Annotated in this window: 12 protein-coding genes; 9 read left to right on the forward strand and 3 right to left on the reverse strand. The window is 72.1% G+C overall.

Translation table 11 applies throughout. The features are described from left to right. Positions 1 to 14: 14 nt before the first annotated feature. Entirely contained in the window at positions 15 to 554 is a 540-nt protein-coding gene (locus ACIBST_RS26585; RefSeq protein ID WP_397175426.1) for a hypothetical protein, read from the reverse strand. 164 nt (positions 555 to 718) lie between these two features. On the opposite strand from ACIBST_RS26585, the gene argC reads away from it, so the two are divergent. From argC to ACIBST_RS26625, 8 genes are all read left to right on the forward strand, one after another. After that, entirely contained in the window at positions 719 to 1,741 is a 1,023-nt protein-coding gene (gene argC / locus ACIBST_RS26590) for an N-acetyl-gamma-glutamyl-phosphate reductase (protein ID WP_397175428.1), read from the forward strand. Further along, the gene (argJ, locus tag ACIBST_RS26595; RefSeq protein ID WP_397175430.1) at positions 1,738 to 2,889 is read left to right on the forward strand and encodes a bifunctional glutamate N-acetyltransferase/amino-acid acetyltransferase ArgJ; all 1,152 of its coding nucleotides are present in this window, start codon (positions 1,738 to 1,740) and stop codon (positions 2,887 to 2,889) included. Before argC ends, argJ begins: the two co-directional genes overlap by 4 nt. Then, the gene (argB, locus tag ACIBST_RS26600; protein ID WP_397175431.1) at positions 2,886 to 3,761 is read left to right on the forward strand and encodes an acetylglutamate kinase; all 876 of its coding nucleotides are present in this window, start codon (positions 2,886 to 2,888) and stop codon (positions 3,759 to 3,761) included. The genes argJ and argB overlap by 4 nt, the downstream gene beginning before the upstream one ends. After that, positions 3,758 to 4,924 (forward strand): acetylornithine transaminase, encoded by a 1,167-nt coding sequence (locus tag ACIBST_RS26605; protein WP_397175433.1) that lies wholly within the window; start codon positions 3,758 to 3,760, stop codon positions 4,922 to 4,924. Before argB ends, ACIBST_RS26605 begins: the two co-directional genes overlap by 4 nt. Next, the gene (gene argF / locus ACIBST_RS26610) at positions 4,921 to 5,841 is read left to right on the forward strand and encodes an ornithine carbamoyltransferase (protein WP_397175435.1); all 921 of its coding nucleotides are present in this window, start codon (positions 4,921 to 4,923) and stop codon (positions 5,839 to 5,841) included. Before ACIBST_RS26605 ends, argF begins: the two co-directional genes overlap by 4 nt. Beyond that, positions 5,838 to 6,347 (forward strand): arginine repressor, encoded by a 510-nt coding sequence (locus ACIBST_RS26615; protein ID WP_352330310.1) that lies wholly within the window; start codon positions 5,838 to 5,840, stop codon positions 6,345 to 6,347. Before argF ends, ACIBST_RS26615 begins: the two co-directional genes overlap by 4 nt. 92 nt (positions 6,348 to 6,439) lie before the next feature. Next, positions 6,440 to 7,861 (forward strand): argininosuccinate lyase, encoded by a 1,422-nt coding sequence (argH, locus tag ACIBST_RS26620; protein ID WP_397175437.1) that lies wholly within the window; start codon positions 6,440 to 6,442, stop codon positions 7,859 to 7,861. After that, complete coding sequence (locus ACIBST_RS26625; protein WP_397175438.1) at positions 7,843 to 8,631, forward strand: DNA-3-methyladenine glycosylase; 789 nt, start codon at positions 7,843 to 7,845, stop codon at positions 8,629 to 8,631. Before argH ends, ACIBST_RS26625 begins: the two co-directional genes overlap by 19 nt. Here the strand turns inward: ACIBST_RS26625 and ACIBST_RS26630 are convergent. Beyond that, positions 8,571 to 8,972, reverse strand: a complete 402-nt coding sequence (locus ACIBST_RS26630; RefSeq protein WP_397175440.1) for a PH domain-containing protein — start codon at positions 8,970 to 8,972, stop codon at positions 8,571 to 8,573. The two genes, ACIBST_RS26625 and ACIBST_RS26630, sit on opposite strands and share 61 nt — an antisense overlap. 87 nt (positions 8,973 to 9,059) lie before the next feature. Between ACIBST_RS26630 and tyrS the strand changes: the two genes are divergently transcribed. Then, positions 9,060 to 10,325: a tyrosine--tRNA ligase gene (gene tyrS / locus ACIBST_RS26635; RefSeq protein ID WP_397175442.1), complete on the forward strand. Its 1,266-nt coding sequence runs from the start codon at positions 9,060 to 9,062 to the stop codon at positions 10,323 to 10,325. A gap of 178 nt (positions 10,326 to 10,503) precedes the next feature. On the opposite strand, the gene ACIBST_RS26640 is transcribed toward tyrS, so the two are convergent. Then, entirely contained in the window at positions 10,504 to 12,024 is a 1,521-nt protein-coding gene (locus ACIBST_RS26640; RefSeq protein ID WP_397175444.1) for a glycosyltransferase family 39 protein, read from the reverse strand. Between the last annotated feature and the right edge of the window lie 1,041 nt (positions 12,025 to 13,065).

Consider the following 13,065-nt stretch of genomic DNA (forward strand, 5'->3'; position numbering starts at 1 on the left):
CCCGGGTGGCGGCCTCACGAGTAGGCCGCCACCACCCCCACGACCATCAGCAGCGCCCCGGCGGCGGTGACCACGCCGCCCGCCGCCACGGCCGCCCGCCTGGCCCGCCGTCCCGCCCCGGCCCAGTAGAGCAGCACGTAGGGCAGGAACCCGATCCCGCCCAGCCCCACCGCGGGCAGGGCCGTCGCGGCCAGCACGCCCCTGGTCCCGGCCGGCGCCGCCCGGTCGCCCTCGGGCGTGAGCTGCGCCCGCGTCACGTCGCCCACCGTGGAGTCGGGGGAGGCGTCCACCGGCACGGACGGGCCGCCGGAGTCGGGCGCGAAGCGCCCCTTGCAGTCGTAACGCCCCTGGCCCAGGTCGGCGCAGGAGAGCACGGTCAGCGTCCCCGGCGTGCCGATCCGCCCGGTGGCCAGCTGATAGTCCCGGACCGACAACGCCGCGGGCAGCACGCAGACCCCCACCCACAGCAGCACGATGACGGCGCGCCCGAACGGCCCGGGACCGCGCCCGCGCGACGGGGTGACGAAGGTGAGATCGGGCAACAAGTCGCTCATGCCCGGCAGCATCCCGCCCGCCACTTGGGATTGGCCTGGAAAGGACTGGGACATGCACCTGTCACCGGCGCGGGCCGTCCCGGCTTGCATAATCATCCTCTTGAGTGCATCATCTTCACAAGCAAGGTCATGAGATAGGGTGCATGTTTATGCAGGAGGGCCGGATGAGAGCAGCGATCGCGGGAGCCAGCGGCTACGCCGGAGGTGAGCTGCTCCGCCTCCTGCTCGGCCATCCCGAGTTCGAGATCGGCGCGCTCACCGCGGCCTCCAGCGCCGGCAGCCCGCTCGGCGCCCACCAGCCGCACCTGCCGCAGCTGGCCGACCGCGTCCTGGAGGAGACCACGCCGGACGTGCTCGCCGGGCACGACGTGGTCTTCCTCGCGCTGCCGCACGGCCACTCGGCCGCCGTCGCCGCCGAGCTCGGCGAGGACACGATCGTGGTCGACTGCGGCGCCGACCACCGGCTCGCCGACCCGGCGGCCTGGCAGGAGTTCTACGGCGGCGACCACGCCGGCACCTGGCCCTACGGCCTGCCCGAGCTGCCCGGCCAGCGCGACGCGCTGAGGACGGCCCGGCGCGTCGCCGTCCCCGGCTGCTACCCGACCTCGGTGCTGCTGGCCCTGTGGCCCGCCTTCGCCGCGGGCCTGGCCGGCCCTGACGTCGTCGTGGTGGCCGCCAGCGGCACCAGCGGCGCGGGCAAGGCGGCCAAGGCCCACCTGCTGGGCAGCGAGGTCATGGGCTCGGTCAGCGCGTACGGCGTGGGCGGCGTCCACCGCCACACCCCCGAGATGGAGCAGGGGCTGTCCGCCGTCGCCGGCGCCCCCGTACGCGTCTCCTTCACCCCCACCCTGGCCCCCATGAGCCGCGGCATCCTGGCCACCTGCACCGCCCCCGCCGCGCCCGGCCTCACCCGCGAGTCGCTGCGCACCGCCTACGAGGTCGCGCTCAAGGCCGAGCCGTTCGTCCGGCTGCTGCCCGAGGGCGTCTGGCCGGCCACCTCCATGACGTACGGCGCCAACACCGCCGCCCTGCAGGTGACGCTCGACGAGCGCGCCGGCCGCGTGGTCGCCGTCATCGCCATCGACAACCTCACCAAGGGCACGGCCGGAGGCGCGGTCCAGAGCGTCAACCTCGCCCTCGGCCTGCCGGAAGAGCTCGGCCTTCCCCTGACAGGAGTTGCTCCATGAGTGTCACCGCCCCACTGGGCTTCCGGGCCGCGGGCATCGCCGCCGGCATCAAGTCCGGCGACGCCCGCGACCTGGCCCTCGTCGTCAACGACGGGCCCAGCCGCGCCGCCGCGGGCGTCTTCACCGCCAACCGCGTCAAGGCCGCCCCCGTGCTCTGGTCGCAGCAGGTCCTGGCGGGCGGGCGGCTGCGCGCGGTGGTGCTCAACTCCGGCGGCGCCAACGCCTGCACCGGCCCCGAGGGCTTCCAGGACACCCACGCCACCGCCGAGAAGGTCGCCGAGGTCATCGGCGACAGCGCGGGCGAGATCGCGGTCTGCTCCACCGGCCTGATCGGCGAGCGGCTGCCGATGGAGGCGCTGCTGACCGGCGTCCAGACCGCCGCGGGCCAGCTCTCCCGCGACGGCGGCCTGGCCGCGGCCGACGCCATCCGCACCACCGACACCGTCTCCAAGATCTCCTTCAAGCGGGCCGACGGCTACATGGTCGGCGGCATGGCCAAGGGCGCCGGCATGCTCGCCCCCGCCCTGGCCACCATGCTCTGCGTGATCACCACCGACGCCGACCTGACCAGCGAGGAGCTCGACACGGCGCTGCGCGCCGCCACGGCGACGACCTTCGACCGGCTCGACTCCGACGGCTGCATGTCCACCAACGACACCGTGCTGCTGCTGGCCAGCGGCGCCGCCGGGGTGAAGCCGGACCTGGCCGAGTTCGGGCAGAAGGTCCAGGAGGTCTGCGCCGACCTGGCCAGGCAGCTGCTCGTGGACGCCGAGGGCGCCTCCAAGGCCATCGCCGTCGAGGTCGTCGGCGCCGCCTGCGAGGACGACGCCGTCGAGGTGGGCCGCACCGTCGCCCGTTCCAACCTGCTCAAGTGCGCCATCCACGGCGAGGACCCCAACTGGGGCCGCGTGCTGGCAGCCGTCGGCACGACGAAGGCCGCCTTCGAGCCCGACCGCGTCAACGTCGCCATCAACGGCATCTGGATCTGCCGCGACGGCTCCGTCGGCGACGACCGCTCCAAGGTCGACATGCGCCCCCGCGACGTGACGATCACCATCGACCTGTCGGCCGGCCGCCACAGCGCCACCATCCACACCACGGACCTGACCGCCGAGTACGTCCACGAGAACTCGGCGTACTCCTCGTGAGGGCCGTCACCGCGGCCACCAAGGCCGAGGCGCTGATCGAGGCCCTGCCCTGGCTGACCCGCTTCCACGGCGCGACCGTCGTCATCAAGTACGGCGGCAACGCCATGACCGACGAGTCCCTCAAGGAGGGCTTCGCCGAGGACGTCGTGTTCCTGCACCACGCCGGCCTGCGCCCGGTCGTCGTCCACGGCGGCGGCCCGCAGATCAGCAGCGCCCTCGACAGGCACGGCATCGAGTCCACCTTCACCGCCGGCCTGCGCGTCACCACGCCCGAGGCCATGCAGGTCGTCAGGATGGTCCTGGTCGGCCAGGTGGGCCGCGACATCGTCGGCCTGGTCAACCGGCACGGCCCGTTCGCCGTCGGCATGTCCGGCGAGGACGCCTGCCTGTTCACCGCCGAGCGCAAGCCCGCGATGGTCGACGGCCGGCCGGTGGACATCGGCCAGGTCGGCGAGATCGTCAAGGTCGATCCGGGCGCGGTGCGCGCGCTGATCGACGACGGCCGCATCCCGGTCGTCTCCAGCGTCGCCGCCGGCGCCGACGGACAGATCTACAACGTCAACGCCGACACCGCCGCCGCCGCGCTGGCCGTGGCGCTCGGCGCGCAGAAGCTGATCGTCCTCACCGACGTCGAGGGCCTGTACGCCAACTGGCCCGACGACACCGACGTGATCGACCAGCTCGACGCCGACGCGCTGGAGAAGCTGCTGCCCACGCTGTCCAGCGGCATGGTCCCCAAGATGGAGGCGTGCCTGACCGCCGTGCGCGGGGGAGTGCCCCAGGCGCACGTCCTCGACGGCCGCGTGCCCCACTCGATGCTGCTGGAAATCTTCACCAACGAAGGAATCGGAACCATGGTGATGCCCTCATGAACCTCCACGAGCGGTTCGAGCAGGCGTTCATGCCCAACTACGGCGTCCCCCCGATCGCCCTGGCCCGCGGCGAGGGCACCCGCGTCTGGGACGCCGACGGCAAGGAGTACCTCGACTTCATCGGCGGCATCGCGGTCAGCTCGCTCGGCCACGCCCACCCCGCCCTGGTCGAGGCCGTCTCCAAGCAGGTCGCCACGCTCGCCCACACCAGCAACCTGTTCCTGCACGAGCCCGAGGTGCTGCTCGCCGAGCGGCTGCTCGGCCTGCTCAACGCCCCCGCCCGGGTCTTCTTCGCCAACTCAGGCACCGAGGCCAACGAGGCCGCCTACAAGCTCGCGCTCAAGTACGGCCGGCGCGAGGGCCGCTCCTACTTCGTGGCCGCCGAGAACGGCTTCCACGGCCGGACGATCGGCGCCCTGTCGCTGACCGGCAAGAAGGCCATCCGCGACCAGTTCGGCCCGTTCCCCGTCGACGTGCGCTTCGTCCCCTACGGCGACGCCGACGCGCTCAAGGAGGCGGTTACCGGCGACTGCATCGCGGTGTTCCTGGAGCCGACGCAGGGCGAGGCCGGCGTCGTCCCCCCGCCCGAGGGCTACTTCGAGGCCGCCCGCGAGATCTGCGACTCGACCGGCGCGCTGCTGGTCGCCGACGAGATCCAGTCGGCGATCGGCCGTACCGGCCACTGGTTCGCCCACCAGGCCGACGGCGTCACCCCCGACATCCTGACCCTGGCCAAGGGCCTCGGCGGCGGCCTGCCGATCGGCGCGTGCGTCGGGTTCGGCGAGGCCGGTCGGCTGTTCGACAAGGGCGACCACGGCTCGACGTTCGGCGGCAACCCCGTCTCGTGCGCGGCGGCGCTGGCCGTGCTGGACAACCTCGACCTCGACCACGTCAAGTCGGTCGCCGCCGGGCTGCGCGGCGGCCTGGAGGCGGTCCGCCACCCGCTGCTGAAGGGCGTGCGCGGGCGCGGGCTGTGGCTGGCCGCCGTCCTGAAGGAGGAGCGGTCCGCGCGGGTGCAGCAGGCCGCCGCCGAGGCGGGCTTCCTGGTCAACGCCGTGCAGCCGGACGCCGTCCGCCTCGCGCCGCCGCTCGTGGTCACCCACGAGGAGGTGAACGCCTTCGTCGAGGCGTTCCCCGCGATCCTCGCGGAGGCGTCGGCGTGACCAGGCACTTCCTGAGGGACGACGACCTGAGCCCCGAGGAGCAGGCGGAGGTGCTCGACCTGGCCGCCGCGATGAAGAAGGACCGCTTCGGCTACCGGCCGTTCGAGGGCCCGAAGACCGTCGCCGTCCTGTTCGACAAGCCCTCGGCCCGCACCCGCGTCTCCTTCCACACCGGCATCGGCGAGCTCGGCGGCCTGCCGCTCGTCGTGGACAACGTCGCGGTGCTGATGGGCAGGGGCGAGCCGACCGCCGACATCGCCCGCGTGCTCGACCGCCAGGTGGCCGCCATCGTGTGGCGCACCACCGGGCAGCGGCTGGTCGAGGAGATGGCCGCCGCCTCGGCGGTGCCCGTCGTCAACGCGCTCACCGACGACTTCCACCCCTGCCAGATCCTCGCCGACCTGCAGACCGTCCGCGAGCGGCTGGGCGGCACGGCCGGGCTGACGCTGACCTACGTCGGCGACGGCGCCAACAACATGGCCCACTCCTACCTGCTCGGCGGCGCGACGGCCGGCATGCACGTACGGATCGCCGCCCCGGCCGGCTACCAGCCCGACGCCGTGATCCTCGGCCAGGCCGCCGCCGTCGCCGCCAGGACCGGCGGATCGGTGGTCGCGATGACCGACCCGGCCGCCGCCGTCCAGGGGGCGCACGTGATCGCCACCGACACGTGGGTGTCCATGGGGCAGAGCGGCGAGCAGGAGCGGGCGGCCGCGTTCGCGCCGTACCAGGTGAACGCCGGGCTGCTGGAGCAGGCCGCGCCCGAGGCGATCGTCCTGCACTGCCTGCCCGCCTACCGCGGCAAGGAGATCACCGCCGACGTCCTCGACGGGCCGGCCAGCGTCGTGTGGGACCAGGCGGAGAACCGGCTGCACGCCCAGAAGGCGCTGCTCCACTGGCTGGTGACCCGCGGATGACCATCCCGATGACCAAGGCCGCGCGGCAGGCGAAGATCACCGACCTGCTGCAGCGCAAGGCCGTCCGCTCCCAGCCGGAGCTGGCCAAGCTGCTGGCCGAGAGCGGCGTCGAGGTCACCCAGGCCACCCTCTCCCGCGACCTGGACGAGCTCGGCGCGCTCAAGCTGCGCGCCGACGACGGCTCCCTGGTGTACGCGCTGCCCGGCGAGGGCGGCGACCGCATCCCGCTCACCAGGACGGGCGGCGGCGGCGAGACCCCGGCGGCGCGGCTGCACCGCATCGCCGAGGAGCTGCTGGTGGCCGCCGAGGCCTCGGCCAACCTGGTCATGGTCCGCACCCCGCCGGGCGCCGCCCAGTTCCTGGCCTCCGCCATCGACCACGCCGACTGGGAGTCGATCCTCGGCACCGTGGCGGGCGACGACACGATCCTGGTCATCAGCCGGGATCCGGCGGGCGGCCAGGCCGTCGCCGAGGCGCTGCTGCGCGTGGCGGACCGGCGCGGATGAACCGGCGTGGCCGAACCGGTCGCCGGGATCGCGGCCGCCCCTGACGCAAAGAAGGGCTGAGTTGCACTATGGTCGCGTGGGAAATGGAGGAGATGACGGTGAGTGATGGCAAGCCGATGCGGCTGTGGGGCGGGCGCTTCGAGAGCGGTCCGTCCGACGCGCTGGCCCGGCTGTCGGTGAGCGTGCACTTCGACTGGCGGCTGGTGCCGTACGACCTGGCGGCGTCCAGGGCGCACGCCCGCGTGCTGCACAGGGCGGGGCTGCTGAGCGACGAGGAGCTCGAGCGCATGATCGGCGCGCTCGACGACCTGGAGGCCGCCTGCAAGGCGGGCGAGTTCCGCCCGACCGTGGCCGACGAGGACGTCCACACCGCGCTGGAGCGCGGCCTGCTGGAGCGGCTCGGCTCGCTCGGCGGCAAGCTGCGCGCGGGCCGCAGCCGCAACGACCAGATCGCCACCGACCTGCGCCTCTACCTCCGCGACCACGTGCGCAGCATCGTCTCCCGCCTGGTCGAGCTGGAGACCGCGCTGATGGCCCAGGCCGAGCAGCACGCCGAGACCGCCGCGCCGGGCATGACGCACCTGCAGCACGCCCAGCCCGTCTCCTTCGGCCACCAGCTCCTGGCCCACGTCCATGCCTTCACCCGCGACATCGACCGCCTCACCGACTGGGACAAGCGCGCCGCGATCTCCCCGCTCGGCTCCGGCGCCCTGGCGGGCTCCTCGCTGCCGCTCGACCCGCAGGCCGTGGCCGAGGAGCTCGGCTTCTCCGCCGCCGCGCCCAACTCGATGGACGCCGTCGCCGACCGCGACTTCGCCGCCGAGTTCCTGTTCGACGCGGCGATGATCGGCGTGCACCTGTCGCGGCTGGGCGAGGAGATCGTCCTGTGGGCCTCGCAGGAGTTCCGCTGGATCGAGATGGACGACGCCTACTCCACCGGCTCGTCGATCATGCCCCAGAAGAAGAACCCCGACGTCGCCGAGCTGGCCCGCGGCAAGTCCGGCCGCCTGATCGGCAACCTCATGTCGATGCTCACCACGCTCAAGGGCCTGCCGCTGACCTACAACCGCGACCTGCAGGAGGACAAGGAGCCGGTGTTCGACTCGGTCGACACGCTGCTGCTCGTCCTGCCCGCGATGGCCGGGCTGGTCGCGACCATGCGCGTCAACACCGCCCGCATGGAGGCCTCGGCCCCCGACGGTTTCGCCCTGGCCACCGACCTGGCCGAGCTGCTGGTGCGGCGCGGCGTGCCGTTCCGCGACGCGCACGAGGCCGTCGGCCACCTGGTGGTCTGGTGCCAGGTCAACGACAAGGACCTCGGCGACCTGACCGACGACGAGCTGGCCAAGGTCTCGCCGCACCTGACGCCCGACGTCCGCGACGTGCTCAACGTGCCCGGCGCGCTGGCGGCCCGCAAGGCCCACGGCGGCACCGCGCCCGACCGCGTACGCGACCAGCTCGTCGCCCTGCGCGAGGCGGTCGACGCGCAGGCGGCATGGGCCTCGGGCAGCTGAGCGCCGCGCCGCTGCCGCGGAGTTTCTTCGACCGGCCCTCGCACGAGGTCGCGCCCGACCTGCTCGGACGCGTCCTCGTGCACGGCCCGGTCGCCGTCCGCCTCACCGAGGTCGAGGCGTACGGCGGTCCCGGCGAGGACCCGGCGGCCCACACCTACCGCGGCAGGACACCCCGCAACGCCGTCATGTTCGGCCCGCCCGGCCACCTGTACGTGTACTTCACCTACGGCATGCACTTCTGCGCGAACCTCGTCTGCCTGCCCGAGGGCCACGGCTCGGCCGTGCTGGTCCGCGCCGGCGAGATCGTCGCCGGCCTGGACGAGGCCCGCACCCGCCGCTCTCCCGGCATCGGCCGGGACGGGCGGGACGGCCCGGGCAGGCGGGTGCCGGACCGTGACCTCGCCCGCGGCCCCGCCAGGCTGGCCGTCGCGCTGGGCCTGCTGCGCGAGCACAACGGCCTCGACGCGATCTGGGAAGGCGCACCCGCCGCCCTGGACCCCCTCACCGGAAACCTCGGGCGTCATGGCCATGGATCGGATCACGCCACCTGGCTCACCGGCCTGCCCCACGGGTCGGCCGCCGTGCTCGAAGGTCGGCCCGCCGACCCCGGCGCGATCAGGTCAGGCCCGCGCACCGGCGTCTCGACCGCCAAGGAGACCCCGTGGCGGTTCTGGATCGACGGCGACCCGACCGTGTCGCCGTACCGGGCTCACGTGCCGCGCCGGCGCAGCTCCGCGGCCACCTCCGTGGGGGAGACGCCCAGCTCGTGAGCGCTGAAGACGTGCAGGTGGTCGCCGGTGTCGATCTCCAGCATCTCGCTGCGCAGCCCGAACCGCCTGCGCACGTCCACCGTGACGTCCTGGATCGCCGCCCACGGCACACGCCGCCGCCCGGCGAACCCGTGCACCACCGTGATCCCGTCCGCGTCGGCCGACAGCCGCACCGGCACCAGCACGTCGCGCAGCCCCATCCCGCCCACCAGCACGGCCGCCGGCACCGCGAGGATCACCCCGCGCACGTCCCCGGCCACCCACCAGAAGACGGCGAGCCCGGCGCACGCCAGAGCCCCTAAGATCTTGAAAACGGCCAGCTCGCGACGGACCCTCCACATGGACACCGAGCGTATCCAAGTGGCGCGCCGGCACACCGATCGGGCAGGCTAAAGGCACCGACTCCGACTCAGGGAAGCCACATCACCGTGACCGACATCATCGACGACCTCGCGTGGCGAGGATTGATCGCCCAGTCCACCGACCTCGACGCCCTGCGCGCGTCCATGGCCAAGGCACCGATCACGGTCTATTCCGGTTTCGACCCCACAGCGCCGTCCCTGCACATCGGCCACTTCGTGCCGCTGCTCACGCTGCGCCGCCTGCAGCTCGCCGGGCACAACCCGATCGGCCTGGTCGGCGGGGCCACCGGCCTGATCGGCGACCCGAGCGGCCGCAACACCGAGCGCTCGCTCAACTCCAGCGAGATCGTCGCCGAGTGGGTCGAGCGCCTGCGCGGCCAGGTCGGCAAGTTCCTCGACTTCGACGCGGAGTCCAACCCGGCCCGCCTGGTCAGCAACCTCGACTGGACCGGTGAGCTCAGCGCCATCGACTTCCTGCGCGACATCGGCAAGCACTTCCCGGTCAACCGCATGCTCGCCAGGGAGTCGGTCTCCGCCAGGCTCGCCGGGGAGGGGCTCAGCTACACCGAGTTCAGCTACCAGATCCTGCAGTCCAACGACTACCTGGAGCTGTTCCGCCGCTACAACTGCACCCTGCAGATCGGCGGCAGCGACCAGTGGGGCAACATCACGGCCGGCGCCGACCTGATCCGCCGCATCGAGGGCGGGCACGTGCACGTCCTGACCCAGCCGCTGATCACCAAGGCCGACGGCACCAAGTTCGGCAAGACGGCGGGCGGCGCGCTCTGGCTCGACCCCGAGATGACCTCCCCATACGCCTTCTACCAGTACTTCCTCAACTCCGACGACCGCGACGTGATCCACTACCTCAAGGTGTTCACGTTCCGCGGCCGCGAGGAGATCGAAGAGCTGGAGAAGGCGGTCGCCGAGCGTCCCTTCGCCCGCGAGGCCCAGCGCACGCTGGCCGAAGACCTCACCGAGCTGCTCCACGGCCGCGCCGAGCTGGAAGCGGTCATGGCCGCCTCGAAGGCGCTGTTCGGACAGGGGTCGCTGGAGGACCTGCCCGCCGCCACGCTGGAGGCCGCCCTGGCGGAGGTCCCCAAGGCCACCGTCGCCGAGCTCGGCGCGTCCTTCGTCGACCTGCTGGCCGACAGCGGGCTGGTCGAGTCGAAGTCGGCGGCCAGGCGCGCGGTCAAGGAGGGCGGCGCCTACCTGAACAACGTCAAGATCACTGACGAGGCGTACGTGCCCGAGGCGTCCGACCTGCTGGCGGGCCGGTTCATGGTGCTGCGCCGCGGCAAGAAGTCGATCGGCGGCGTCGAGGTCGCCTGACCCCGACCGGCGAGGCGGGCCCTCCGGGGCCCGCCTTCCGCATGGCAGACCCTGCGGGGTCTCCGTTTTTGTACGGCGAAGCGAGCCCGCGCGGGACCTCCATTTTGTACGGCGATGGGAGACCCCGCCGGGCCCACTTGCCGCGTGGCGAGGCGGGCTCCGGGGAGGCCCGCCTGTCCTATTTGCGTGCTGATGTCCGCGCCGGCTTCCGCTCTCGTCTCTGATCTGGTTCCCGTTCGAACAGGGCCACCGTCAGCCCCGGCAGATCCGCCGAGTGCTTGACCGAGACGGGCTCGAACCCCGCCTGCCGCACCTGCGCCACCCGCGGCACGGAGCCGCCCTGCAACCCCGCCTGCTTGGTGCCCCGCCACACCAGCCAGACCCGATCGCGTCCCTTCAACGCCGCCGCGACCTCCGACCTTTCGGGGTAGCCGAACCCGTCGGCGTCCGGCACGTCGCCCGTCTTCAGCACGTCGTCCGGCATCGCCGCGTCCGCGTAGTAGTCGAATCCGGCCCGGAGCTGGCTCTGCCCGTACACGATCGCGTCCCCCGGCTCCGCCTTGACCACCCGCAACGCCCACGGGATGTTCTCGAACCGCCCGTTCTCCTCGCGTACCGCCACATGGTCGGAAGCCGCGAGCAGGCCCCCCACCAGCACGAGCGCCACCCCCGCCGGCACCGGGAACCGCGGCATCCCAGCCACGGCCACCCCCGCCAGCAGCGCCAGCGCGGGCGCCGTCACGAACAGGTACCGGTCCACGTACGCCGGCGTCACCAGCTGCGAGACCGCGAGCAGCAGCAGCGGCGGCAACACCAGCCACCCCACCGACGCGACGGCCCACCGACCACCATCCCCGGCCACCGGATCACGCCCTGCCGAACCGCCACCATCCCCCCGCGCCTGCCCAGGCCCCTCGGACCGGCTCCCGTCGTCGCGCACCCGATCACGGCCCGCCGCCGACTTCCAGAGCACCACCGCGCCGGCCACCGCGACCGCGAACAGCAGCACCCCGGCCCAGGTCGAGCCCGCCGCCATCTTCGGGAACTTGAGCCACACCTCCGGCCCCCGCTGCGGGATCCAGCTGATCGCGTGCCGCTCCCCGAACCCGACCAGTCCCAGCACGACCGCGGGCAGACCTCCGATCCCCAGCGCCACCGCCATCCGCACCAGCATCCCGCGCCGCGCCAGGGCGAGGTGCGCGGGCAGCGCCAGCACCGCGAACAGATGCGTGCAGCACACCAGCGCCACCGCCACGCCGTACGCCACCCACCGCCCCCCGCTCGGACGCGTCACCGCCCGGTGCAGCGCCCAGAACGAGAACACCACCGCGGCCGCCGCGAACGCGTAGGACCTGGCGAAAGCCCCGTAATAGGAGACGGACGGCAGGATCGCGAACAACGCCGCCCCGATCACGCCCGCCCGCACACTGTGCAGCCGCCTGCCGAGGTCGGCGAGGAACCAGGCCGCCACCCCGATCGCCACCGCCGACGGCAGCCGCAGCCACAGTTCGGCTGTGCCGGCCTCAACCCAGAAGTGCATGAACAGGTAGTACGGCAGGAAGTGTCCGTCGATGTTCCGGGCCAGCTCCCACAACCCCGACAGTGAGCGGGAAGCCGCGCTGATGGTGGCCAGCTCGTCACCGTTCAGGGTGGCCGCCCCCGTCCCCGAGAACGCCACCGCTCCCGCGACCAAAGCCATCCACCAAGGGGCGAAGGAACGCAGACGGGTCGCAGGTTGGACCGAGGGGGCAATTGTGGCGGCAGTGGTCACCGGGGCAGAATACGCGCCCCTCAGAACCCCCGCCCCGTACGTGGAACCCCGCAGCCGCCCGAACGACCTGGTCGGCGCCCCGGCCTCACCACCGCCTCCACCCGCCGATCATTGCCTTCGCCACGAACGCGCTTGAGCCCAGCCCTAGAACACAACTTCCGCACCACAAGGCAGCAAGACCTGCGGCCCATTGCTCCCAGCCCGCAGTGCCCCAACGAGCCCCCCCGCCACATCGGGCCCTGTCTCACTCTCACCTCCTTCTGCCCTTCCCGGATCCCCTTTCCGAGCTCGCCGATCACACCCTCCCTCCCAAAGCCGATCGCCACCCGCCGCGGCTGCGGGTTCGTCCTCGTAGGCGAGGGCGCGCGCAGCACGGGTGACGAGCACCGTCCTCCCGCGTTCCGCCATGCTCCCGTCCGGCGATTTGACGTGTCGCGGATCGCGACCTAATCTTTCACTTCGTCCCCGGAGCGAGCCGGACGCCGATCAGGCGGACGGGCCCCGGGACAAGCCCCTTGAGATGACAAGCCACCTCGGCCGAGGCGCTTCAACGCGCTTTGGCATGGGTTGTCATCTGGTGCCCGAAGCACGCCGAATAATCGGTTGATTCGACAGGTGCCGGATGACACGGTAAGTTACGAGGGTTGCCTCGGAAGCGAGGCATCCAATCCTAGACAGGTTTGGTCCGGTTTGTTCAAGTCTCCGGATTTGACACGAAATCGGCGGGCCTGCTAAGATTAAGAAGACGAAATGAACGCCTCTGAACGAGGATCCGGGAACGGGTTCTGGTGAGGAAGTACGCGTCCGTTTCTTGAGAACTCAACAGTGTGTTAAAAGCCAGTGCATGAATACATGCATAACCCCGTCTCATCTTCGGATGGACGGATTCCTTTTTGGTTGGGATTCAACCACTTTTCCAAGCATTGTTTGGAGAGTTTGATCCTGGCTCAGGACGAACGCTGGCGGCGT

The sequence above is a fragment of the Nonomuraea sp. NPDC049684 genome (assembly GCF_044465345.1).
GTDB lineage: Bacteria > Actinomycetota > Actinomycetes > Streptosporangiales > Streptosporangiaceae > Nonomuraea.

Coding starts and splice junctions, on each gene's coding strand:
- ACIBST_RS26605 (WP_397175433.1), top strand. CDS start 3,758: ATGAACCTCCACGAGCGGTTCGAGCAGGCGTTCATGCCCAACTACGGC.
- argH (WP_397175437.1), top strand. CDS start 6,440: ATGACGGTGAGTGATGGCAAGCCGATGCGGCTGTGGGGCGGGCGCTTC.
- argC (WP_397175428.1), top strand. CDS start 719: ATGAGAGCAGCGATCGCGGGAGCCAGCGGCTACGCCGGAGGTGAGCTG.
- ACIBST_RS26630 (WP_397175440.1), bottom strand. CDS start 8,972: ATGTGGAGGGTCCGTCGCGAGCTGGCCGTTTTCAAGATCTTAGGGGCT.
- ACIBST_RS26585 (WP_397175426.1), bottom strand. CDS start 554: ATGAGCGACTTGTTGCCCGATCTCACCTTCGTCACCCCGTCGCGCGGG.
- argJ (WP_397175430.1), top strand. CDS start 1,738: ATGAGTGTCACCGCCCCACTGGGCTTCCGGGCCGCGGGCATCGCCGCC.
- ACIBST_RS26615 (WP_352330310.1), top strand. CDS start 5,838: ATGACCATCCCGATGACCAAGGCCGCGCGGCAGGCGAAGATCACCGAC.
- ACIBST_RS26625 (WP_397175438.1), top strand. CDS start 7,843: ATGGGCCTCGGGCAGCTGAGCGCCGCGCCGCTGCCGCGGAGTTTCTTC.
- ACIBST_RS26640 (WP_397175444.1), bottom strand. CDS start 12,024: ATGGCTTTGGTCGCGGGAGCGGTGGCGTTCTCGGGGACGGGGGCGGCC.